The sequence below is a fragment of the Peribacillus sp. NJ4 genome, from assembly GCF_030348345.1.
Classification (GTDB): domain Bacteria; phylum Bacillota; class Bacilli; order Bacillales; family DSM-1321; genus Peribacillus.
In genome coordinates this window covers 2,951,084-2,975,851 of record NZ_JAUCFQ010000001.1, presented here as the reverse complement: position 1 = coordinate 2,975,851, position 24,768 = coordinate 2,951,084, and the positions used below count along the sequence as shown (strand labels likewise).

The following is a 24,768-nucleotide window of genomic DNA, read 5'->3' as shown; positions in this document are numbered from 1 at the left end:
GAAGGCTACTTAATATGGTAAAGATGTAGATGTGAAAAGATTAAGAGTAGATAAGATTGCAAACTTTGATGATAAGTGGACAATTTAGGACAAAGGCTCTAATCAAGTTCAGGTTCATTATGCTAAGAGTTGTGATTCTAATATTAGCACTAAGGATACATCAACAAAAAGCCATAGAGTTGTAATTAACAAAACTAAATCAACTAGGAGTAATCAATATCCCTTATCCTTCAAAAACTAGGAGTGAAGAAAATGAAAATAAAAAAAAAGCCAAACATTCGTACAGTTAGACGTTAGGAATCGGGATAATACCGAATTAGTAGAAAGTTTATATGAAATTTGCGAGACTAGTAAAGAGTATGAAAATGATGAAGTAGAGGTTCATCAGGTTGTGGACTTAGGAAAACTTAAAAACGAGTGGAGATATTTAATCATTCTAAATATTTCACAAGACTTGGATAACCTAGGTGCACCAGTAGACCATTATTAAAATTTAAATAGAATTAATTATAGCTTGAGACCACCAGTCATTAAAGATATTACAAACATAGTGCTGATCCGGGTGGTGGACCTCGACAAACGAGATAACTTTATATAATAGTAGAAAAGACTAGGCAGTCACAAAGACCTCCATATTCTGGATTTAGGTATAGTGTGACTCTAGAGTCACGTTTCGAGTCACAGCGTCACTTATTGGTAGACATGCTGCACCGCCTTCAGGATTCGAAAAGGCTTTAAAACTTTTATTTGGAGCTAGTGTTGGGATGACTGTTACTACTTTATATGTTCAAGACTTGTATAAATTAGGAGCTTATTCTGCTTGTCCCAAATGGGGTAAAAAGAAACCTAAAGTAAAAGGCGTGTAAAGCACTAGGATACTGGTGAAATATCCGAAGCTAAGGGGGAAACACAATGTTTGACATACTGACTTTTCGAGAGTGAAAATGCTGAAATTAACGATACATTCTTTGCTTTTATGCATTTTAGTAAGCTTGATTAGTTTAATTATTAACGATGTTTTTTCAATTATCGTTGATGAAAGAACTAATTTTAATTTATTTTTCATTCCAATAATCATGGTTTTTTGGGTTTTGATAGCAATTAAAAAACCAACATACCAAAAATAATTTCTGGATAGGAGTCTGGGCACAATGCTCAGACTTTTTTTTGCCCTAATTGTGATCCATAAGTGAAAGACATACTGAATATATGAAGTTTCTTTCGCTTGTTTCTAAGATAACAAGTCCATTTTGAATTATTCAGTTCATCACTGTTCTCTTCGAATTGTTCATGGCACATGTGAATGGTTTTTATGATTTCTGGAATTGATCACCATATTCGACGAACTTCAGGAAACCCCTAAAGGTAGCAGGAAACTGACGCCTGGTTGATTTTCAGCTCGACTTCTTCGGGCCGGGAGAAGGGGTGGGGAGACCTTGCCATGTATATTTTTGTCAAAATATATATAAAGAAACATATGGTAATTCAGGTACTTATGTATTAGTATAGGTGAAGTGAGTGGTTCTTTATAACGAATTCAGGAGGAATAATCGTGCGTAATAAAGGTATTTTGTCATTGGTTGCTGTAGGTCTATTTGCTTCATCATTGTCTGTAGTTTCTGTTAAGGCAGAAGGAAACGAGAACGGATTGGCAAGAAATGCTATTGAACGTCAGGTGGAAAAACCACTTGAAAAAGGTGTTATTGATTCTAAAACGTTTAATCAACTTGAAAAAGAAGTATTTGGTTCTCAATCACATTCAGTTAAAGGTTTTAACAAAATGGGTAGAATGAGTAGTTCTGCCAGTAGCGATTATATTTTTGAAACTGAGTACAATGACGACTTTGATTCAGCTGATAGTGCATCTTATGAAAAAGGAACAATCGGGCAATTGCTTCCTTTAAATGATGTTGATTTTCATAAAGTAGTTGTTCCTAGTAGTGGAGTTTTATTAGTGGCAGGATTAACAGACTCATATGTTATTGATCTAGTATTTGCTGCTGTGCAAAAAGATTTCGTTAAAAATAGTAACTTAGTATATCTAGGTAGTGAATATGATAACGGTGTTGAAGTACAAGCGTATCAAGCTAAAAAAGGCACATACTATGTGGGTGTTATAGACCAAGATAACGAATATATTGACGATAATACAGAATATGACATTTACGCTACGGCAACAGCATTTGTAGACGATGTTAAACCATCTAAGCCATCTGTTAATAAGGTTGACAACAATGACAAAGTAATAACGGGAAAGGCAGAAGCTAGTTCTACGGTTACTGTTAAAAGTGGAAGTAAAGTGTTAGGTTCTGCAAAAGCAACATCTAAAGGAACATTCTCTGTTAAAATAGCAGTTCAAAAAGCAGGCACTAAATTGACAATCACAGCTAAAGATAGTGCAGGGAATGTGAGTTCAAGTGCATCGGTAACTGTAGTAGATGTTGTCGCACCAAGCAAGCCAACAGTAAAGAAAGTAGATGACAATGATAAAGTTGTTACTGGGAAAGCTGAAGCAAATTCAACTGTAACTGTGAAGGTAGGAAGTAAAACCCTCGGTTCAGCAAAAGCAACTTCTAAGGGGAGCTACTCAGTCAAGATTAAAGCACAGAAAAAAGGGACTACACTTTCTATAACTGCAAAGGATAAGGCAGGGAATACTAGTTCAAAGGCAACTACTAAAGTTGTAAAACATTAAGTTCAATAACAGAGCCGAGGATTAATTCCTCGGCTTTTTGTTTATAAAAGGATTTCTAGCAGATGTTATATCGGTGTTATTTAAAAAATTGAGGCGGTTTATGAAAAGAGACCATTCACATCTCTTTTAGCTAGCAACGACACTCTTAATAACTTATCAAAGGGATTGATATCATGTGTCGTTTCTTTGTTCCTTATTGTTACTGTTATGTAGGATATGAATGTATCTATAAATTTGTAACGAAAAAAATGAGTATTAAATAAAAACCACTCCGCTTTTTTTGCAGCGGAGTGGTTAGATGAATAATTTATTAAATGGAAAGATATTGATACAATCCATAAGACCTTTATATTTTATTTTTCGTGGCACAAATGTGGTCACAAAAAATGCGGGAAATCATAGACTATATTAGCGTTCAAAACCCCTAAATTAACCCTCTAAATCTCTCATAGCTTCCTACTAATCCGCTCCACAATCTCCATCAAATCATCCGGCCAATGAAACTCAATCGGTGACACACCTTTATCGAATTCTATTGTATCGGATTCTATCATTAATACATACTTCCCGTTAATAAGGCTTTGATAATTGTCACTTTCACCGATAATTTACGTATATTTTAAGGGTTATTTTGCACACCCAATTTAAAAACCCAGCTACCTTCACATGAGAAGATTAGCTGGGTTGCTTAATTATTTACATCCAATCATTTATAGAACTATTCGGATCCGCCTAGTAAATAGCGACTGCTCATTGTTCAACAATCACGCTCTTTAATGGAAAATCGTTCTTAAATCGGGAATCCTGATTGAGGACCCACTTGTTAGGTGAAGTGAGAGGACTCGGGCTGTCTTCGCTTCCTATTTGATAATTTAATTATATTGAATTAATCAGAATCCCATTTTTGATACAAATCGATCAACATATTGTTAAAATTGTTTTATCGAGATTTGTTTCTTCTTTAATTCAATTTCATTTTTGGTAAAAATAAGTAATAACCCAAACAAATAATGAATGATGCTTGTCGCTATGACACTATAAAATAACACCGTGATCGTAGTTGGGGCCCACACTTTTATAAATGTCCATGGATATCCAAATAAAATTTTCGGGAACATGATTACGAGTGTCAAAATTGCAGCTACAATCAGCGTATGGATGGATAATAGTAAGATTCTCTTTACGTTTAATGATGTCCTAATGCGTTGTTTTCTAACAAGCTTCCTCATTACTCTTATCGATAGTAGGATGAAAAATAAACCAAAACAGCCGACTACAATACAGAGGATGGTCACGAATCTATCCAACTTTTGATATCTATCTGAATGATTATTAGTAACATCGTTTCCCTCCCATAAATCCATCACACCTTGACCTATGGCTGTCGTAAAGCTCGTATTCATATTGGACAGAATTGCTACCCCTAATTGTTCATCGGGCTGCATGATGAAATACGAGCTAAATGTTGGGTTCTCTCCAGCATGAAGAATATATTGTTTCTCGTTTTTTATCATAACTCCCCATCCGCTGGCATAGTAGGTGTCCTTATCGAAAGGCTCAACTGACTGATCAGGGATATGCGATTCTTGAATGAGCTGCTTGTCTATCGCATTACTTGAATCGTTTCCTAATTGTAATTTCATCCATTTTGCTATGTCATTCGTATTGCTGATAAGATATCCAGCTGGTATGTTCCCCCGATAAATGGGCGGCGTGTAAGACTGCTCTTGCATAAATCCTATTTTATAACCAGAAGCTATATCAGTGGACTGAACTTGATGCAGCCCAACGAGCGAGTCTTTCATACCAATCGGCTCTAATATCTGCTTTTTCATATATACATCATAGGGCTGCTTCGTTACGTTCTCGATAACGAGTCCTAATACATCGTAATTGAGTGTTGCGTATTCAAATGAGCTGCCTGGCTTCCGATCTAATTGCTGATTCAGCAATGTTCTTACATTCAACTCAAGGGCGTTATCCGCATTACTTTCAGGAATTTGAGTTATAGAATTAGTAGCTATCCCGCTGGTATGATGAAGGAGCTGATTCAAAGTAATCGTCTGCGGCTCTCCATTATATTTTAACTCTAACCATGGGATATACTTCCGGACATCATCTGATCGTTTTAACAGCCCTTCCTTTTCCAATTGCAGAATGGCTAGACCTGTAAATGCTTTCGTTGTCGATCCGATTTCAAATAATGTATTAGAGGTCACAGGTGTTTTCGCCTTTACATCAGCGTACCCGAAGCCTTTTTGATATACCGTTTTCCCCTTTTCTACAATAACTAACGATAACCCTGGAATTTTACTAATGCTTCTTTGCTTTTCAACAAACTTATCGATCTTTTGAATTTTTTCACTTGATTCGGCGTTAGCTATTTTGGGTGTGAAGCCACTAACCGCCAAAATCATAGCAATCATTAACATACAAATTCTTACTGATGGTTTCATTACCGATTCCCCTTGGTCAAATTTATGTTTTTTATGTAGCTATTGCTGCAACAAGGAAGTAAATCGTTAGCATGACCGTGCTGCTAGCAGATTAAGCAACGTCGTTCCCCCCCATTTCAGTCTATATGTTCTGAATAACGTTTAGTATAGCGCGCAATAATTACCGAAACCATCGATTTATATAACAAAATCACGCGTCGAAATGACAAAGTTGTCACAAATCGTGCATGTCCTAGTCTGCTTTGTAGCCAAGGAGGGGGTATCCCATGTGGTTTGTAAAGCGAGTGCTGTTTGGATAGCCGAAGGTGCTTGGAAGGTTAAAAATACTTGTTCTCATAAAGACCCCCCCAATAAATGTTCTCTTTATTCCTTATGATTAAGAGTAATGAAATTTGACCATTTAACTTTTTGCTCCCTGGTTAGAACAGATGTAGTCGGTTTCTTTTTTTCAAATGTGAGGTTAAACACTTAAATTAAGATGTACTAGCTTATAGAAACAGTTTAACAAAGAGAGATAGAGGTTAATTTACCACGAGAAATATCAATGCATTCCACTTTCAAAATGAACTTTTTGATTGAGCCATTTTATGCCTTTATAGCTGATTCCCCCAAACCCAGTGTTTTAGAACATAAATTAACAGGGAGGAGTTTAATTTGAAGAATTCCCAAATATTTGAAGGTATTCAACTGATCATGTCCTGAAATAATAAGAAAAAGTACAGGAGAAACCAAATGAAAAACAAAAAAATTTATCAGGTATTTATCGCTATTTCTATAATTGTCTTAATGGTCGATCACTCGGTCTATGCAATTGAATGGGAAGATGAAGAAGTACCCATTAGCTTTAAAATTGAGATGTTACCTTGGGAGATTGTAAACAACATTATTCCTAATAAAACAAATTTCACCATTATTGATATTGAAACTGGTTTATCATTTAAGGTACAACGAAGAGCAGGTAGCCATCATGCCGACGTACAGCCACTAACCAAAGAAGATACTCAAATCATGAAGAAAATTTATAATAATAAATGGAGTTGGAATAGAAGAGCCATTATTGTATTAATCAATAATCAAATGATTGCTGCATCAATGCACGGAATGCCACATGGTGCTGGCGCTCTTCAAAATGGTTTTTCAGGCCATTTCTGTGTTCATTTCTCTGGAAGCATTACGCATCGTTTGAAAAACGAAGACCTTTCTCATAAATTAATGGTATTGAAAGCGGCTGGTAAGCTTGATGATTATATACAAACGGTAAGTCCCTATGAACTTATACGTATTTTTACCATAGCCATTAATCAAGGAAATCAGAAATTATTAGCAATGACCTTATCAAATCCGAGTCATCCTAATCGAGCCAATAAACTTGTTAAAGATATTACATATTTTGGAGTAGTTGACCCTTTAAGACAACCTCCTGAACAACTAAATGGGCTATTTCTCGTGGATGTACCCGTTCAAGTAGCTATTTATAAGAAGAGAGAAGGTAAAGAAAAAAAGGTTATGCATTTTATGATCCGAAGGGAGAGTTTGACTGATCGTTGGTTCATTGATCAAGATGCGATCTATGAAGACTTAAAATAAGATTTGTAAAAATAAATTCCAATCCAATATGGGGGTGAATTCTATGCGATTATCATGGATTGCCGGACTTTTACTATTCGTTCAACCAGTGAATATTTCTGAAAGCATAGCGGTAACCCACCAAGGACAAACGATTGCTAGTGTCAACCATGCTGATATTACTATGCCCTTCCTAGATGTTCCTATCATGGACGTGGATAAATACAATCAATTTGTCGAAAAAATAGACCGACAAGTTTACCAAAAACCTGTAAATGCCACAATAGACAAACAAGGTAATATTCTTCCTGGGCGGGTAGGTTACAAGCTATACCATCAAGCATTTAAAGAGCAATTTTATTCCTTTTTGTACAGTAATAGAGCCTATAAACTAGAAGTACCTTTGCTTGCTATTCATCCAAAAGTTGATAGCGAATTACTTGCAGAGATTCGTGAAAAAAAGATAGGTGAATATAGAACTTATTTTAATGTGAACAACAAAAATCGTACAAATAATATCTCGCTTGCTACAGAAGCCATTAATAATTATGTCGTGTTTCCAGGAGAGGTGTTTTCTTTTAATCAAGCCGTTGGCAAGAGATCAGTAAATAAAGGATATATGCTCGCTCGAGTTATCGTTAAAGGAGAGTTTTCTGAAGGGATTGGTGGAGGGATATGTCAGGTGTCATCCACCCTGTTTAATGCTATCGACAATGCAGGGTTGCAAACTATTCAACGCTATTCCCATACTAGGAGCGTTCCGTATGTTCCATCTGGCCGCGATGCTACAGTAAGTTGGTATGGTCCTGATTTTAGTTTTAAAAACAAGTACAATCAACCTATCCTAATCCGAGCTACAACGCAAGGAGGAATGGTAAGTATCAGGGTTTACTCTTCAGATATGATAAATTATAAGACACGAAAAGTTCCCGCTGCTTCAAATCAGATATCAAAAGAACAGATTTACCGTTCGTAAAAGTACACTTTTACGAGCGGATTGTTTTTTTATAAAATCACCTACTTTTCTGAAAAATTTCATTTTCAATCCAACAATATGGACGGAATACGCAATAGCCCCGCCGTTGTATAATTTCTGAACCTTACCTTGTACCTAATCTTCGGATCAATATATATATGAATTTCACCAACAATTAAATCCTGATACTGGCTATAGAATTGTTTCCTGGCTGCAGGAGTCACAAACTCCACCGGCTGGCTTTATCCGGTTATTACTGCATCGGTATATTGATAATTAATAACCTTAAGCCAATCATGCGATCGTTTTCCAATTTGTAAGGTAGATTATGTAAATGAAAAGCCGACACTATACTTTAATAGTGTCGGCTTTTATTGTAGCTTTAATATAAAGTTAGATAATTTTAAACAATATTTCGGGATTTTTGTGTAGGTTTAATTTTATATATCACAAGAAATATCAAATAAAAGGAATTGATACCTCATATAATTTTATTAAGGAGTGAGATAAATGAATGAACAGATACAGCTTATGATTGATTGGATTGAAGCCAATTTAAAAAATCAATTTTCATTAGATGAACTATCTAATTATATGGGATAGTCCCCTTATTATTGTTCGTTTAAATTTCACCAAGTAACAGGTATAAGTATAAGGCGCTATATTCTTCTTAGAAGATTGTATTTATCCACGGAAGATTTAGCAAATAACAGGAAGATAATTGACGTCGCCTTTGATTACGATTATTCTTCGCAAGAAGCATATAGCAGAGCCTTTAAAACTGTTTTTGGTATCAATCCTAGAGAATATCAACTTAACAAGTTGCCTGTCCAGTCCCTTGTTAAGCTCACTATTAATAAAGGCGGGGAATGGTGTAGAATGAACGTTTCTAGAAAAATTGAGGTTGAACAGTTACAAAATGAGAAGAGTGAATTGTTTGACAAAGACGTACTCAACATATTGAATGGTCAAGTTATGTATGAGGAGTTTAAAGATAACAGACTAATGGGAGATTCTGATTACGCTCCATTTAATGAAGCGATGTGTGTAAACGCGACAACTAAACAAGTTTTTGATAAAGAATTTATAAACACACGAGCTTCTGGACATCATGAGTCGGTAGAGAATTATATCAAAAAGGTCATTGTTCCATTAGACAATCTTTTTAATAAAGAGTATAAATGTATCGTTTTATGGTTTGGTGAAGACATGTTTTGTCAAATGAACCTACTTACCATACTTTCCTATCTTGAACAGTCCGGATATGAAGGCAAAGTGCTCTTAAATTGCTTCAGAGAGGATGAATTTAAAGTTAATCAAGATGAACTTAAATTAGGTCATTATTATTCTGTATACGAGGAAGTATTGGTCAATCATAATAAACCATCAAATGAACTACTTCCGGTCATGTATCAGGCAATAGACATATATTTGGATATGCTAAAAGAAGATAATGCAGTAGTAAAGTATATTTCCAAAAATAAAGATTTAGCAACATCAGAATTAATTAATAGGTTATTTGCTCTGTTCCCAACAGTAGGCTATGGAGATTTACAATATATAGAGCTTATTAATAAAACTTAAAATTGGAAGTGGGAACAAGAATTTTTAAAGACAATCAATGAAGGGGTTTCCATAAAGTGTAAAAAAACTAAACCTCTTTTTCCGTCATCCGGGACTATTCTGAACGACTTGTCAAACGAATTCCAAAATGTTGTTGTTTTTAAATTTTGTTAAATCAATCATTCTTGTTGAACTAACATTGTAGGTTAGTTTAATAAGAGATTGATATCTTATATTAATACAAGGTATTTTGGAAAAAAAAACAGATTAGATGGCATATTCATTGTGGGCTAAAAGGTATATGAGCTGCTTTCGAGGGGATGAACCGGGTTATCAGGTTACTGTATGATAAGATCTAGCTATTTTTTGAAAATTGAACTCTAACTCTTTCTAAGTTAATTATAGCATATAAAAAATGGTAAATATAGACTATTTATTCTCGTTTGCTACTGCTAAAATACAAAAGAACTTTAATGAAATTTGTTGAGAGGGATAAATATATCAAAGAAACCAAAAGAAATGTAATGGTTAGGAGAGATGTATAAATGAGTTCTTTGGTTCTCGGTTTTCAGGAAATGGAAAAAACACAGCTTTTGCTCGTTGGCGGAAAAGGGTTAAAATTAGGGGAATTATCAAAAATTCAAGGAATACAAGTACCAGAAGGTTTTTGTGTTACAACAGTGGGATATCAAAAAGCCATCGAACAAAACGAAACGTTTCAAGCATTGTTGGATCAACTAACACTGCTAAAAGTAGAGGATCGAGATCAAATTGGTGAAATCAGCAGGAAGATTCGACAAATCATTATGGAAATAGAAATTCCCTCCGATGTTGTGAAAGCAGTTGCTCATTATCTCTCCCAGTTTGGCGATGAACATGCCTATGCAGTGCGTTCTAGTGCGACTGCTGAAGATTTACCACATGCCTCTTTTGCTGGTCAACAAGATACCTATTTAAATATCATCGGAAAAGAAGCAATCTTGCAGCATATCAGCAAATGTTGGGCTTCCCTATTTACTGATCGTGCAGTAATTTACCGAATCCAAAACGGATTTGATCACAGCCAAGTTTACCTATCAGTTATCATTCAACGGATGATTTTCCCACAGGCTTCAGGAATTTTATTTACTGCTGATCCGATTACTTCCAATCGAAAGCTGCTATCAATCGATGCCAGTTTTGGACTTGGTGAAGCACTGGTCTCTGGTTTGGTATCTGCCGATTGTTATAAAGTACAGGAAGAGGAAATCGTCGATAAGATGATAGCAACCAAAAAATTGGCTATCTATGGACTAAAAGAAGGCGGAACAGAGACACAACAGATCGACCCTGATCAGCAAAAGACTCAAACACTTACTGAACAACAAATTTTACAACTAGCACGCACAGGAAGACAGATCGAAGCTTATTTTGGTTACCCACAAGATATCGAATGGTGTTTGGTTGATGATACATTTTATATTGTCCAGAGTCGGCCAATCACTACTTTATACCCGATCCCTGAAGCGAATGATCAAGAAAATCACGTTTATGTATCTGTCGGTCATCAACAAATGATGACCGACCCCATGAAACCATTGGGAATGTCTTTATTCCAGTTAACCTCTTTTGGACCCCGGTTTAAAGCTGGTGGAAGGTTATTTGTTGATGTCACGCATAATCTGGCTTCGCCTGTCAGAAGAAAAACGATAATAGATACCTTGGGACAATCCGATCCGCTCATAAAGGACGCACTCATGACCATAGTAGAGCGAGGAGATTTTATTAAATCGTTACCAAATGATAACAAAGAACTGAGTCCCGGTAAAAGCAATAAAGGTATGTCGTCTGCGGGTTTTCAAGCACAAATCGAAAACGATCCGACAATCGTTTCTGATTTGATTAAGAGTAGTCAAACATCGATAGAAGAGTTAAAACAAAACATCCAAACGAAATCAGGATCAGATTTATTTGATTTTATTCTAGAAGATATCCAGCAATTAAAGACGATTTTATTTGACCCACAAAGTTTGGGTGTGATTATGGCTGCTATGGATGCTTCATCATGGATCAATGAAAAAATGAACATGTGGTTAGGTGAAAAAAACGTAGCAGATACGCTTTCTCAATCTGTACCAAACAATATTACTTCGGAAATGGGCCTGGCGCTATTGGATGTCGCAGATGTGATTCGCCCTTATCCAGAAGTAATTGATTATTTAAAACATGTTAAAAATGATAACTTTTTGGATGAACTTGTTAAGTTTAATGGCGGACAGGAAACCCAAGACGCTATCTATGCTTATCTCAACAAATACGGAATGCGATGTACCGGAGAAATCGATATTACTAAAACTCGTTGGAGCGAAAAACCAACTACACTTGTCTCCATGATTCTTAGTAATATCAAAAACTTTGAGCCTAATGCTAGCAATCGGAAAGTTGAGCAAGGGCGGCAGGAAGCTTTGAAAAAAGAACAAGAGTTATTAGATCAATTGAAGCAATTACCGGATGGTGAACAAAAAGCCAAAGAAACAAAACGAATGATCGATCTAATCCGGAATTTCATCGGTTATCGGGAATATCCAAAATACGGCATGGTTAATCGCTACTTCGTTTATAAGCAGGCTTTACTGAAAGAAGCCGAACAACTCGTAAAAGCCAACTTTATTCATGAAAAAGAAGATATATACTATCTCACTTTTGAAGAACTTCGCGAAGTACGCACAAATAAACTGGATTACCAGATCATCAGCAAACGAAAAGACGAGTACAAATTATATGAAAAACTCACTCCCCCACGTGTTATCACGTCTGATGGTGAAATCATTGTAGGTGAGTACAAACGAGAAAATCTCCCAGCCGAAGCTATTGTAGGTCTACCTGTTTCTTCCGGAGTTATAGAGGGACGAGCACGTGTCATCTTAAACATGGAAGATGCTGATTTAGAAGATGGAGATATATTAGTCACCTCCTTTACTGACCCTAGCTGGACACCATTATTTGTTTCCATAAAAGGCCTAGTCACCGAAGTTGGTGGACTGATGACCCATGGAGCAGTTATCGCACGTGAATATGGCTTACCAGCAATTGTTGGGGTGGAGAATGCTACCAAACTGATAAGAGACGGGCAAAGAATTCGCGTGCATGGAACAGAAGGGTATATCGAAACATTGTAATTGCTGTTTAACTAGTGTGTTAATCCAGGGTGGATTAATGCACTTTTTTGTTAGAATACAGTTTAAATTTCTATAATGGTTCAAACTACTATTATTTGACTTTAACTTGTTAAGATAGCATGATACGGTTCCTTTATCATGCAACCATACAGTTGCTTATTCTTGACAAGCAACCGTAGAGTTGCTTATACTCGATATATGAATTGGGACAAAGACGCTATATTCAAAGCGCTTGGCGATTCGACTAGGCGGCTAATATTAGACGAACTATCCGAACGCAACGAGCTGACGTTGTATGAACTTACGGTACGTCTCATTATGAAGCACGACCTTTCCATTTCGCGACAGGCGATAGCTAAACATCTTTCTGCATTGGAAGATGCTGGGCTCGTAAAATCAAAACGCAAGGGAAAATATCGAGTACTTATTTTCAACAACGAACCACTTGAAAATTTGCTGAAAGGATGGATAGAGTAATTTCATTAAAAAAACTTCTGACGAATGTATGGTTTTTTCTGCTTGGAGCCAGATTGTTAGCATAGTACCATACATCGCAAATATCAAAGGAGACAAAAACAGTATGAAAATCATTGTTACCAGTATCTTCGTTCAAGATCAAGACAAGGCATTGGAATTTTATTCAGAAAAGCTGGGATTTGTAAAAAAGCATGACGTTCCCATGGGGAAATTTAGGTGGATTACGCTTGTTTCTCCCGATGATCATGACGGTACCGAGCTTTTACTCGAACCGAATGAGCATCCTGCCGCAAAGGAGTATCAAGAGAAGTTATTTGCTGAAGGCATCCCAGTAACCATGTTTGGCGTTGCAGATATTCACGTAGAGTACAAACGATTAAGCGAAAAAGGCGTGAAGTTTACCATGGAACCGACAAAAATGGGCGAATTAACAATAGCTGTCTTCGACGATACATGTGGAAACCTTATTCAGATATTGCAGAAGTAACTTTATGACGAAATAACCTAGTTTCTAAACGCCTTTTTTGGTAATATTTAAGTTCGGTGAAGTCTTTTTTATCAAAAATTAAACAACTTTATGTTAACCCTGTCCTAATTTTAGAACGGGGTTATACATGTTTAAGGTATAAAATTAAATAACATAGTTGTCATTCTCGAATAGAAATGTAACCTTGTAAATTAGTTCACTTAAACTCTAACGGGTGCTTTCCTTTATTAACGATCTTCAGCAAACGGGCGCGATTAGGGTAGAACCCTTAGATTTAAACGACTTTATTGTTATATTTTTAAGTGCATAGAAGCGTCTTACATTTTAACCCCGTCCTAATTTAGTACGGGGTTATGCTTGTTTAAGGTTTTAAAATTAAATAACATTATTGTCACTATGGTCTATATAGGTAAGTTATCCAGGTTATTACGTAAAACGAACATAATATATAGAAAAAGAGAATGTGCTTAAACGGGAACAAAAGTCGAAGATCCAGCTGCCATAATTGGTGGCTTTTTTATTGACTAAAGTGCAGATTTGGTCTTTATATAGAGGGGGGAATCGAGGATTAAATATTTTGCCCCCATAATACTAAGGTTCAATCCGAATTAATATAAATGGACTGTGTAATGGACTTAAAAAAATGAAATTTTCTATACATGCTTTGATATATATCTTTTTAGGCTGTATCTATGGTATTCATGAAATATTTATAGATGGTACACAAAGGTATTTTTCAAAAATAGTAGGAATGCTATCCATCATTTTATCAACATGGGTATTTGCTTCATGTATAACGTCTTTGAAAGACAAAGCTGGTCGATAATTGCATTCTTATTCAGTATATAAATTTTAAGACTATTCGCTTCAAATAAGTAGACGTGTTTCCCTACTTAAGACAATCAGAAGTTGTTCTCGAAAGGGGGATTTAATTTGAAGGAATTTATTGTTTGTTATACCTTGGATAATGATATTAAACGAGAAAAAATAATAAAAGGGCCAGATGTAAAGAAGGAAGACGTTCTAAAAGATGTATTAGATAAGATAGTACGAAGTAATTACTTTATTGCGAAAACCGACCAAGGAGAGTATAGGATAAATTCTTCCTTAATACGTTATATACAGGTTTTGAATGAAATGCATTGTTTTAAATACCATACTAATCATTAATGACTAGTGAGTAAATAAAAGGTTATTTGCATAGTTTTCTTCAATTTTGTTGAGTAACTTGAATATGGGAGAGAAGATTAATGTCAGAAACGTATCGTTCTCGTCAGGAACGAAAACAAGTGGAAAAAACAAAACAAGATCAAAAAAAAGGTAGAAGATCCCCTAAAAGAAGGTCTTTCTTGAAAAAAGTTTTACTTTGGTGTTTACTGTTAGGTGTTGTTTCAATTGGAATAGGGGCAGTTACGGTTGCAGCAATGATTAATGATGCACCTAAAATAGATGCTTCAAAACTAGTTGATCCGCTTTCTACCAAATTATACGATAAAAACGGGAATTTCCTTTACGAATATGGTAAAGAAAAGCGGACAAAAATTAAGTATTCTCAAGTTCCAATAATGTTGGAACATGCTTTCATTGCCACGGAGGATGCACATTTTTATGAACACAATGGCATTGATATAAAAGGAACTGCGAGAGCAATCTTCAAGAACCTAAAAGGGGATTTCGGATCTCAAGGCGGAAGTACGATTACACAGCAGGTCATTAAAAACTCCTTTTTGTCACCTCAGAAAACAATAAAGCGAAAGGTACAGGAATGGAGCTTGGCCTATCAGCTTGAGCAAAAGTATTCTAAACATCAAATCTTAATGATGTATTTAAATAAGATCTACCTTGGAGACGGGGCATATGGTGTAGCAGCTGCCGCCAAAAATTACTACGGAATCGATGCCGATCATCTAAATAAATTAACGCTTCCGGAGGCCGCTATGTTGGCGGGGCTCCCACAGAGTCCAAGTTATTACGATCCCACTGAACCCGAACATGTGAAAGCTGCAACAAATCGTCGTAATATTGTTTTAGAAGCTATGTATAAACAAGGGTATATTACGAAAAAGCAATTGGAGGATGCAAAGAAGGTTCCAGTTACAGCAGGACTTGTTCCAAAAAAGAAACAACAAGGAATGCCGTACGAGGCGTTTTTGGACGCTGTTGTAAAAGAAGTTGAAAGAAAGCTGAAAAATGTAGATATCAGTTCGGATGGATTATCTATTTATACGACGCTAGATCCAAAAGCTCAGACCTTTGCGGACAAAATAATGAACACCGATACGATTATTTCTTATCCAAATGACAATTTTCAAGGAGCCTTCGTATTTTTAGATACAAAAACAGGAGAAGTTCGAGCTATTGGAAGCGGTCGAAACCAATATAAAGCTTCCTTCCGAGGCAACAACTTTGCAGTTGATATTAAACGTCAACCAGGATCTACTTTCAAGCCAGTCTTTGATTATGGTCCGGCTATTGAAAATTCAAAATGGTCTACAGCACACCAAATTAATGATCATGAGATAACCTACTCAAATGGTCAGTCTATTTCTAACTGGGATCATCAATATCACGGAAAGATGTCGATTAGAACAGCACTTCAATGGTCATATAATATTCCAGCACTTCTTACCCTTCAAGATGTAGGGATGGATAAAGCACAAAACTTTGCAGAAAATCTGGGTATTACTTTTAATAATAATAAGGTGTACGAATCATATGCGATTGGAAGTAATACGGTTAATCCATTAGAGTTGGCAGGGGCATATAGTGCTTTTGGAAATAACGGTGAATACAATACACCACATTTTGTTCGTAAAGTTGTCTATCCTGGTGGCAGAGTTGTTAATTTAACTCCAAAGCCAAAACGCGTTATGCATGATTACACAGCTTATTTGGTGACGGATATGTTACGGACAGTCGTAAAATCTGGTACAGGAAAAACAGCAAATGTCCTTGGACTAGATGTGGCTGGAAAAACTGGCACAACCAATTTTGACAGTAAAACCAGAGTACAATATGGATATCCATCTGGTTCGGTAAATGATAGTTGGTTCGCTGGTTATACACCGCAATACACTATGGCGGTTTGGACTGGATATACTAAAAATGGTCCAGGTAATTATATGGATGGAAATACAACTAAAATCTCGCACCAAATGTTTAAGGTCATGCTGGAAGCGTTTGGAACAGACCAAAGTAGCTTCCAGCAGCCTAGTGATGTATACCAGGTGAATAATGAACTGTTCATTAAAGGTGCAAATCCTGAAGAAGCTCCACCAGTTACAAAAAATAATAAAGATAAACCATTTGATATTGATGGAAATAAAGAGGATAAAAAACATAAACAAGAGGAAGAGAAACATAAACAACAAGAGGAAAAGAAATACAAACAAAAGGAAGAGAAGCATAAACAACAAGAGGAAAAGAAATACAAACAAAAGGAAGAGAAGCATAAACAACAAGAGGAAAAGAAACACAATCAATAAAGATTTTTAGGATGGGATCGCATTGGTTCCATCCTTTTTTATGATACACATAAGAGAATGTAAAGGTTTCTACTTAAACTATAGGGTGCGTTAGCTAAAGATCAGAGAATGGATATGAAGATATGTTCCCAATCGATGCAAATGAAAAATTCAAATGATTTTTATATCGCACGCCTAATTAGTGTAAAAAACTTATAAATTGAAAAAGCACTTAACCTAAATGGTCAGTGCTTTTTTGTATTTTAGTTAATACTTCTTTATTCTTATTAATAAAAACTTTATTTATTAATATCATTTCTTTATTATTAAGCTCATCATTCAGTTTGGTAGTATTGTCCAGTTTCTCTATTAGAGAGACTACTGATGACATTGCTAATAATTCATGGATAGCTATGTTTGTTTTAGCAGATAAGATTTTTAGCTCAGTAAGTTGACGAGGAGATAAAATAGACTCAAATGGTTGTCTTTCATTTATTTCCATGATTGTACCCTCCATATGATGAATTATTAAATTATAATAGAATTATATAATAGAAAACCAAATAGAATATATTAATCATGTAAAGATTTGATGAATTGCAGAAGGTTGGATGACAACAGGGTAATCTTCCTGTTATTATGGTAAAATATTGATAATGAATAGGAGGAGATTATAATAGATACAACTAAATACGCAGGTGATTTTTCTGAAGATTCATTTTGGAAAAAGATTAAAAAATTCGGCAAAAAAGCAGGGGTTAAAGTTGTTTATGCAGCTTTACTATTGTTTTACACACTTCAAAAGCCAGCAACTCCCGTTTGGTCCAAGTCAGTAATTATTGGAGCCTTGGGTTATTTAATACTTCCAATTGATTTAATTCCGGACTTATTGCCTGGTGGATATACAGACGATTTATCAGGGTTATTTGGAGCTTTGGTCACAGTCTCAATATTTATTGATGAGGAAGTTAAGTTAAATGCAAAAGACCGAATTAGGATTTGGTTTGGTGAAAGTGCACTTTCTGATACAGATTCAGTGGATGAAAAATTGAATAATAAAACTGATAGTGATAAGCAAGATAAAGATGAAGATAAAGATAAATAATCAAAAAAGCACTTAACCTAAATGGCTGAGTGCTTTATTGTGTTTGTAAGAATGAGATAAAAAAAAGCAATATTCATTTTCTATTTTTCTTTACCTTTAAACTTACCACCTGAAGTCTTCTGATCTATAAAACGTCCTGTAGTTGCAAAATAAATGGAAGGTTGCTGGTCAAATCAAAGGTTTATTTGACGAGGGAACAACTGAAAGTTCAAATGATTTTCAAACTCTGAATAAGATTGTTTATGATGCTGAAACAGCAGAAAGAAGTGCATCCGAACATGAGCAGAACGCATTACTATCGGCGCAAAATGCAGTAATTAGTGAAGCTAATACAAATCAAACAGTAGTTGAAACAATAGAAGCAAGGGCTAATTTCCCAACATTGAAAGACCGTCTAAGTGATTTTGATAAGAAAGTGTCAGGAGCAGGGGACGTTTACTTTCCTATGTACACGCCACAAATGAGGGGTGCAACTGGTGAGGTAGAGCAAGATGCAACAGCTATCATACAGTCAATCTTAGATATCGCTATAACTAGAGGGGCTGTTTATTGTCATATTCCTAAAGGGACTTATCGACTTACCAACAGGTTGTTTTTATCTACAAACACGAAAATCGTTATGGATAAAGGTGTAACACTAATACGTGATCATCCTGCAGGTTGGTTTGTAAATGATAAGCCCGGTGATAGCTTCACAGGGTATAACGGAAATGGAAATATCACTATTGAGGGTGGAGTGTTAGATGGAAACCTTGTTAATCATAACAATCACTTCAATGCAATAGGTCTTGCTCGTGGTCAGAATAGTGTCCTTTGTAACATTGAAATTCGGGATGTTCGTGGAGCACATGCAGTTGATATGAATGCTTGTAAAGATGTATTTAAAGTTGTATCAGTACATAGTGTAATTATGTCTGCAGCAATTGAGTCTGAACCGAGTTTTTGGTTGAGTAAGAATCTTGAGATTGACCATCGCGATCGTAATAAAGCGAATAACAGATTTTCAAACTTACACCTTTGTACAAAAAAAATGAATCACGAGAAAGTTGATCATATGGCTAAAGGTAAATCTAAAAACCTTACATCAGATGAAGTTCTATTTATTAAAGAAGCTTTTAAAATGTGGGAAGGTCGTAAGATTGAATTTTATAAGCTAATGCAAGCTGAGTTTGATTTGAAGTGTTGGCAGACCATCCAATACAATATTTTGGGATATAGTAATAAGGGAGTTAAATAAGAAAATTCCAGTATTTAATACATGGAATGTATTGCATAGAAAATCTCGGTAGAATACATAATCAATGAGTCAGTCCATCAAAATGGATGAGCTAGGTGTAATTGTTAGAAATGCCGTACTAGTAGTAAGTAAAAGAGATATTGCTGTAATCTGAAATTATAAACAAGATAAATTAAGAAATTTAGACATATTCTGAAACCTATTTAAAGCGCTTGCGTATTAGATAATATATACAATAGGGGAGGTCTTTGTCATAAAGTTAAGCGGGTTGAAAAATCTTCATCAAAGCATGAGAGAGCAGAAGATAAAAAGAACAAAATTTGATTTTAGATTTAATAAAGCTGAGTTTAAGTGTCTATTTTTCATAGACGAAAATCCATATTGGCTAGTACTAGCGATAAAAGGGACTGACTTTTTCATTAAGCTAAATGTTGAAGTGGGATATGTAATAAATCCTATACTTGAACCAAAGGATTATTTTAAATTAAAAGAATTGTTAGGGCTTAAATCAAGTAAAGAAAAGTTTAGTATTAAAGGCTTCTTTGAAACTTTCAATGGTAAAATCCCTAATACAGTTCGTAGTAGCAGCGTGATATTGCCGTATGAAACAGCCCCATTCTTTGAATACCCAGAAAAAACAGACGGAATGTATTTTGTCGGGTGGATTAATCATGATGGGATTAAATCGAATGCCCAGTCATCAAATTTAGAGAAAACAAAAACATTAATTGGCAAAGAAGCATATCAGATATGTAAGAAGAAAAATATATCCAGCAGATGGTCTGATAAAGAAAAATACAAATTTAACGTTCCGCAATTCCCTAATTAATATGGTTATAGTTAACTAAAGATAATAATGCTCTAATTATAGGCCAATATAAAAACTTAATTCGCAGAAATGGAGGATGTTTAAAAGAATGTTTAAATTTCAAACAATTTTTTCTGATGGAGAAAAGAGAATTAATTGAATACATAAGCAGGACTTTTGTCACTCCTATCGAATATGGTTAAAGTAAGTAAATATTTGGATGAGGAGTGGTAGACATGAAGCTAGATAATTTGATTGAAGAAGGAGAATCCTTAAGAGATAGTTCGGAATTGGATAGTTGGGGAGTTAGTAAAATTCTTAAGGGTGAAGGCCTGGAAATTTGGGGTTCGAAATGCGTAATTTACATGGATGAATATTCAGATAGCCTTTTTCTGATTGAAAAAGTAAAAGAAAATGCAAAAGATTTAACTAAGGATGGCTATGAGAAATGTTTAGCTATCCTCGGAGTTTTAAAAGCTATTAAAGAGTCAGTGAATATAAAAAATTGATTAACTAAGCATCCGAGTAATTCGGGTGTTTTTTTATATTATTGGTTTAATAACGTCATGAATTGAAAAAGCACTTAACCTAAATGGTCGAGTGCTTTTTTTATGTTTAAGAATCATAAAATATTTACATAATAACCTATAATTATTAGGCTTGAAGAGTCTTTAATTAGTTTTTTTAAAATTCATTTGTGAAGATGGTAAATGGCACAGTAATTGGAACTTTAAAAATAACAATAAATATAGTTAAATAAGACCTCATTTTAATTTGAGGTCTTTTCCAATTGTCTATTCTTAAGCTCAATTGCATTAAAAAGTATTTTTAAGAAGTTAATAATATTAGTTAGCATTATTTCAATAAACTCTTTTTCTAGCATTATCTCATGTGAATGATCGCTAATAAAGGGGGTTTCCTTAATTATTTTATTTAATCGATCTTTATTTATATCATCATAAATTCGTCCATTACAGTGAACAATATTATTTCTAATCTTAGTTAACTTATTTATAAAAGAAAGTTCCATAAAATTATTTGGGATTTTAATACCCATATCTCTTTTAATGTATTCTAAAATAGCTGAAATGTCGCTGCGATTCTTTTTGTATTTTTTATAACCCGCTCTATTCTTTGAATGTTGATTATGAACATTCATGAGAGTTTGTTCTAAAGTTGAATATGCTGAGACTATAATTGAATATCTTAAGACACTCGGATAATCAGTTTTTATTTGGTGATAATCGTCTAAATGAAAGTCCCAAAACTCTTCCAGAATTTCAGGAGAAAAATCTTTAGTCAGATTATCGGTATATTCAATAAAATCTTTTAATTTATCGTCCATCAGGTCTTCAACTTCCTCAGAATATTGTTGTAAAAGTTCCAACCTAGATTCGGCTAATGACTGAATAAAATTAAAAATTTGTCTCAATAAAATCTTCCTCTCTTCTTATTTAACCATCTTTGATTTTAAATAACAAAGTAAGGAAAGTAAACCATTTATACAGGGTGCGTAGGAAATATTATGCAGGATTATGAATCCTTTATGTCCAAAGTTGTAGGCAGAAGGAGGTGTGTTTATTGGCGATAGAAAAAGCTTATAGATGTCTTTATTGCAATTGTCCTACAATTAGACAGAGGGATGAAGTAGAGTTCAAATTGATTACTCCACTGGATATCGCCCCTAGAGAAGCATTAGAGCTCATCAATGCGAAAGAATACAAATACATCCATCATCAATTATGTGATTCGAAGTGTTATAACTTAAAAGTTGTAGACAATGCTATTAATGGATTGAGTTTTGCCTTATTAAACCCTGAAGATCATTTTTTACCTTTGAATTTAGATAAGGATATAGAAAAAGCTGAAAACAGTTTATTTAAATTAAAAGAATTTAAATAAAAATTATTAAAATTATGATTCATTAAGACACTTTCATTTATTTGAGAGTGTTTTTTTATTGGAGAAATATTCATAATAACATGTGTTTTTCTTTATAAATCTTACACTTTGGTTAATACTCAACTAAAGGGGGGGATTTATAGTGAGAAATGAAGTTGAAAATAACCCAGAAAGTCGCATTAAGAGGAAGTTAGGTGAGGTTTTTGATGTGAGTGCGGAAGGTGCTGTTTCTGTAGTGGGTGAATTTTTGGGGGATACTCTATTAGGGACATTCCTTCCAGGAGTAAGTTCGGCTGTATTTTCTATTAAACAAAGAAAAGTTGAAAGAAACATAATGTGTATGATTGAAGAAATGAAAAAAATTGATGATTACTTTAAGGAAAAACTTGAAAAGATGGACAAATATCAAAGGGTTCAATTCCAGAAATACACTGACTTAGTTACTGAGTATGTTGCGGAAGAACAGCAAGTGGACAAGATTAAATATTTAGTAAATGGATTATTAGGTATTGCTGAACATAAAGAAATAAATGAGGATTTTGTCCTTTTTTATTATGACACCTTAAATAATTTAAGGTTAGTGGATATATCAGTTTTGAATTTTTATTACTTAATATATACAAATTTTGGACAGTTAGGTAAAACTTATCAAGATATACTCGAGGAAAATAATATTGATATAGATCAATATAATGCAGTACGTGAGAAGTTGGTTCGAGTTGGTCTATTTAGTACTCAAAGAGATAAAGAGATTGATGATTTATATAAGAATGTATTAACAATTCAAGACCATTTGACTTTAATTGATAAAGGCAAAGGGAAAAAAATTGCTCGATTTAAGAAAATATCTAAGAATGATAAGTACTCGATCACGAAATTCGGAAGGGAATTTATAGAGTTTTTTATTAAGGATACTGAAAAGAATTAGATTGAGACTGAGAACTAGCATCCATTCATTGGGTGCTTTTTATTTTGCAAAGAAAGGGATTGAGGGAAATGAAGCAATTTATCTATGACATGATCCATATGTCTGAGGGCGAGAAGTTCATTCATTATTGGTGGTTATGGCCGATTATACTTGTTGTAGTATTTGGCGTTGGTTGGATAAAGAACAAAGGGAGAAAATGAATGATGAGTATGCAACTACTTAAGCTATGCAGTAAGTGTGGTGAGGTAATAGAGCAAGGCAATGGCCAATGTGTGATGAGTGTAAGGACAAGAGTAAGGCAAGACACAGGGACTATGACAAGACAGGAAGGAACAAGCAGTCAGCTAATGTATATAACACTAAGGCATGGCATGATGTAAGGCACAGAGTGAAGGTAAGAGACTTGTACATGTGTCGAGTATGTTATGACAACACAAGAATTAAGTCAATGCATACTGTACATCATATCATACCTGTTAATGAGGATGTCCATAAGGAATTTATTTACAATCCAAGTAACTTGATTAGTCTATGTCAGAGATGTCATCTACAAACACATGTAACGTATGAGAAGAGTAAAGTTGAGAAGGAAAAACTACAAGAATATCTGAGGAGATTAGTCGGAATAGGGGTAGGGGAGGGTTCAAAAACTATTTAGAAAAAGAAAAAACACCCCCGAGCCACCCTTACGCACAAAAGTCCCCTCACGAGAAATATTTTTGACCCTGATCCAAATTTAACAGAAAGGTAGGTGAGTAGATAATGGCAGGTCAAAGACAACCGACTAATTTAATTGTTCATAATGGGAAATCCCACATGTCAAAAGAAGAAATAGAACGCAGATTAGAGCAGGAAATCAAGAATAACACTGACAAGATTACACCGCCTACTAATCTATCTGCAAAGTTAAAAAAGGAATTCATTGAGCTAACAGATGAATTGTTACGAGTAGAAATCATGTCAAATTTAGATGTGGATGCAGTAGCGAGGTACTTAATAGCACAAGATGAATGGTTAAAATGTTACAAATTATTAAAGAAAATGAAGCCTGTTATTTTAGAAGATGGTCAGTATGTCACTAATGAACATTACGATAGGTTATCTAAAAGTATCGAACGTTGGTACAAGCAAGCACGTTCAGCAGCACAAGATTTAGGTATGACTATCTCCTCACGATGCAAAATTATTGTTCCTAAAGCTCCAGAAGCTAAAAGGGAAAGTAAGTTTGACAAGTTTAGAGGTGGCAAGAAATGACACAAAGGGCAATACAGTATGCAGAAGACGTATTAAGTGGCAAAGAAGTAACAGGAAGACTCGTAAAATTATCATGTCAACGCTTCATGGATGACTTAAAAAGGTCACAGTTGAATTTATATAGTGAAGATTTCCCTTACATTTTCAATGAAGAAAGAGCAAATGAACTGCTGGATTATGCCGAAACGTTAACAATTGCAGAAGGAAGCGAACAATTTCCACTGGTATTAGCACCGTATCAGGTATTTATTTTCTCAAATTTGAATGGTTGGGAGCATCGTGAATCAGGATTCAGAAGGTTTCGTTCAAGTTATGTCCAAGTAGGTCGTCAGAACGGTAAGAGCCTTATGAATGGTGTACTTGGTACATACTATGGAAACTTCACAGATTATCAACACGCACAAATTTATTGCTCTACATTTAGTGCCCTAGCGAAAAACACCATGGTGCTAATGCTGATATGGAAACCTATCAAAATACCTTGGCAACTGTTTTAAAATCAAGTGAAAAAGCAACCAAGATGTTGGCATGGGCAAATAAATTCGCGGCTCAAACCCCTTTTGAGATCCCTGAAATTGTCGAGGCTACCACTTTGTTAGAAACCTATGGATTTCCGCCAAGGATACTTTAGGATCTATTAGAGAGGTTAACCTTTAGCCTCGCTGTATAGGGATATACAGATAAATAAACTC

Annotated in this window: 23 protein-coding genes and 1 pseudogene; 20 read left to right on the top strand and 4 right to left on the bottom strand. The window is 34.9% G+C overall.

All coding sequences use genetic code 11. From position 1 onward, the window contains the following. Positions 1 to 1,552: 1,552 nt before the first annotated feature. Positions 1,553 to 2,695, top strand: coding sequence for an Ig-like domain-containing protein (locus tag QUF94_RS14815; RefSeq protein WP_289316524.1), 1,143 nt, complete (start codon positions 1,553 to 1,555; stop codon positions 2,693 to 2,695). A gap of 446 nt (positions 2,696 to 3,141) precedes the next feature. Here QUF94_RS14815 and QUF94_RS14810 read toward each other — a convergent pair whose 3' ends face one another. After that, on the bottom strand, positions 3,142 to 3,270 hold the full coding sequence (locus QUF94_RS14810; RefSeq protein WP_289318387.1) for a DUF3898 domain-containing protein: 129 nt from the start codon (positions 3,268 to 3,270) through the stop codon (positions 3,142 to 3,144). A 354-nt stretch (positions 3,271 to 3,624) separates the two neighbouring features. Further along, the gene (locus tag QUF94_RS14805; RefSeq protein ID WP_289316523.1) at positions 3,625 to 5,151 is read right to left on the bottom strand and encodes a serine hydrolase domain-containing protein; all 1,527 of its coding nucleotides are present in this window, start codon (positions 5,149 to 5,151) and stop codon (positions 3,625 to 3,627) included. A 732-nt stretch (positions 5,152 to 5,883) separates the two neighbouring features. Between QUF94_RS14805 and QUF94_RS14800 the strand changes: the two genes are divergently transcribed. The 8 genes and pseudogenes from QUF94_RS14800 (at position 5,884) to QUF94_RS14765 (ending at position 16,863) form a co-directional block, all read left to right on the top strand. Beyond that, positions 5,884 to 6,738, top strand: a complete 855-nt coding sequence (locus QUF94_RS14800) for a hypothetical protein (RefSeq protein ID WP_289316522.1) — start codon at positions 5,884 to 5,886, stop codon at positions 6,736 to 6,738. A 43-nt stretch (positions 6,739 to 6,781) separates the two neighbouring features. Continuing rightward, the gene (locus QUF94_RS14795) at positions 6,782 to 7,693 is read left to right on the top strand and encodes a VanW family protein (protein WP_289316521.1); all 912 of its coding nucleotides are present in this window, start codon (positions 6,782 to 6,784) and stop codon (positions 7,691 to 7,693) included. Positions 7,694 to 8,203: 510 nt separating this feature from the next. Beyond that, positions 8,204 to 9,277: pseudogene (locus tag QUF94_RS14790) on the top strand (helix-turn-helix domain-containing protein). A gap of 524 nt (positions 9,278 to 9,801) precedes the next feature. Further along, the gene (gene ppsA, locus QUF94_RS14785; RefSeq protein WP_289316520.1) at positions 9,802 to 12,414 is read left to right on the top strand and encodes a phosphoenolpyruvate synthase; all 2,613 of its coding nucleotides are present in this window, start codon (positions 9,802 to 9,804) and stop codon (positions 12,412 to 12,414) included. Between the two features lie 198 nt (positions 12,415 to 12,612). Beyond that, complete coding sequence (locus QUF94_RS14780; protein ID WP_289318386.1) at positions 12,613 to 12,891, top strand: ArsR/SmtB family transcription factor; 279 nt, start codon at positions 12,613 to 12,615, stop codon at positions 12,889 to 12,891. Between the two features lie 103 nt (positions 12,892 to 12,994). Beyond that, positions 12,995 to 13,378, top strand: a complete 384-nt coding sequence (locus QUF94_RS14775; RefSeq protein ID WP_289316519.1) for a VOC family protein — start codon at positions 12,995 to 12,997, stop codon at positions 13,376 to 13,378. Positions 13,379 to 14,311: 933 nt separating this feature from the next. After that, a complete protein-coding gene (locus QUF94_RS14770) occupies positions 14,312 to 14,548 on the top strand; it encodes a hypothetical protein (RefSeq protein WP_289316518.1) in 237 nt (78 codons plus the stop codon). A gap of 80 nt (positions 14,549 to 14,628) precedes the next feature. Further along, a complete protein-coding gene (locus QUF94_RS14765) occupies positions 14,629 to 16,863 on the top strand; it encodes a transglycosylase domain-containing protein (protein WP_289316517.1) in 2,235 nt (744 codons plus the stop codon). A 211-nt stretch (positions 16,864 to 17,074) separates the two neighbouring features. Here QUF94_RS14765 and QUF94_RS14760 read toward each other — a convergent pair whose 3' ends face one another. Next, positions 17,075 to 17,344 (bottom strand): hypothetical protein, encoded by a 270-nt coding sequence (locus tag QUF94_RS14760; RefSeq protein ID WP_289316516.1) that lies wholly within the window; start codon positions 17,342 to 17,344, stop codon positions 17,075 to 17,077. A gap of 168 nt (positions 17,345 to 17,512) precedes the next feature. Between QUF94_RS14760 and QUF94_RS14755 the strand changes: the two genes are divergently transcribed. From QUF94_RS14755 to QUF94_RS14740, 4 genes are all read left to right on the top strand, one after another. Then, positions 17,513 to 17,947, top strand: coding sequence for a YkvA family protein (locus QUF94_RS14755; protein WP_289318385.1), 435 nt, complete (start codon positions 17,513 to 17,515; stop codon positions 17,945 to 17,947). A gap of 142 nt (positions 17,948 to 18,089) precedes the next feature. After that, complete coding sequence (locus QUF94_RS14750) at positions 18,090 to 19,184, top strand: HNH endonuclease (protein ID WP_289316515.1); 1,095 nt, start codon at positions 18,090 to 18,092, stop codon at positions 19,182 to 19,184. A 268-nt stretch (positions 19,185 to 19,452) separates the two neighbouring features. Continuing rightward, positions 19,453 to 20,013: a DUF6037 family protein gene (locus QUF94_RS14745; RefSeq protein ID WP_289316514.1), complete on the top strand. Its 561-nt coding sequence runs from the start codon at positions 19,453 to 19,455 to the stop codon at positions 20,011 to 20,013. Positions 20,014 to 20,228: 215 nt separating this feature from the next. Beyond that, complete coding sequence (locus QUF94_RS14740; protein WP_289316513.1) at positions 20,229 to 20,501, top strand: hypothetical protein; 273 nt, start codon at positions 20,229 to 20,231, stop codon at positions 20,499 to 20,501. Between the two features lie 260 nt (positions 20,502 to 20,761). Here QUF94_RS14740 and QUF94_RS14735 read toward each other — a convergent pair whose 3' ends face one another. Further along, on the bottom strand, positions 20,762 to 21,424 hold the full coding sequence (locus tag QUF94_RS14735) for a hypothetical protein (RefSeq protein WP_289316512.1): 663 nt from the start codon (positions 21,422 to 21,424) through the stop codon (positions 20,762 to 20,764). Between the two features lie 149 nt (positions 21,425 to 21,573). On the opposite strand from QUF94_RS14735, the gene QUF94_RS14730 reads away from it, so the two are divergent. The 7 genes from QUF94_RS14730 (at position 21,574) to QUF94_RS14705 (ending at position 24,573) form a co-directional block, all read left to right on the top strand. Next, positions 21,574 to 21,894: a hypothetical protein gene (locus tag QUF94_RS14730; protein ID WP_289316511.1), complete on the top strand. Its 321-nt coding sequence runs from the start codon at positions 21,574 to 21,576 to the stop codon at positions 21,892 to 21,894. A gap of 142 nt (positions 21,895 to 22,036) precedes the next feature. Then, entirely contained in the window at positions 22,037 to 22,822 is a 786-nt protein-coding gene (locus tag QUF94_RS14725) for a hypothetical protein (RefSeq protein ID WP_289316510.1), read from the top strand. Between the two features lie 68 nt (positions 22,823 to 22,890). Further along, the gene (locus QUF94_RS14720) at positions 22,891 to 23,022 is read left to right on the top strand and encodes a hypothetical protein (RefSeq protein WP_289316509.1); all 132 of its coding nucleotides are present in this window, start codon (positions 22,891 to 22,893) and stop codon (positions 23,020 to 23,022) included. A gap of 3 nt (positions 23,023 to 23,025) precedes the next feature. Further along, positions 23,026 to 23,202 carry a hypothetical protein gene (locus QUF94_RS14715; protein ID WP_289316508.1) on the top strand — a complete coding sequence of 59 codons (177 nt, stop codon included), beginning with the start codon at positions 23,026 to 23,028 and terminating at the stop codon, positions 23,200 to 23,202. A gap of 29 nt (positions 23,203 to 23,231) precedes the next feature. Then, positions 23,232 to 23,480 carry an HNH endonuclease signature motif containing protein gene (locus QUF94_RS28810; protein WP_353957784.1) on the top strand — a complete coding sequence of 83 codons (249 nt, stop codon included), beginning with the start codon at positions 23,232 to 23,234 and terminating at the stop codon, positions 23,478 to 23,480. 104 nt (positions 23,481 to 23,584) lie between these two features. Beyond that, positions 23,585 to 24,076 (top strand): phage terminase small subunit P27 family, encoded by a 492-nt coding sequence (locus QUF94_RS14710; RefSeq protein WP_289316507.1) that lies wholly within the window; start codon positions 23,585 to 23,587, stop codon positions 24,074 to 24,076. Next, positions 24,073 to 24,573 carry a terminase large subunit domain-containing protein gene (locus QUF94_RS14705; RefSeq protein WP_289316506.1) on the top strand — a complete coding sequence of 167 codons (501 nt, stop codon included), beginning with the start codon at positions 24,073 to 24,075 and terminating at the stop codon, positions 24,571 to 24,573. The genes QUF94_RS14710 and QUF94_RS14705 overlap by 4 nt, the downstream gene beginning before the upstream one ends. Positions 24,574 to 24,768: the final 195 nt, after the last annotated feature.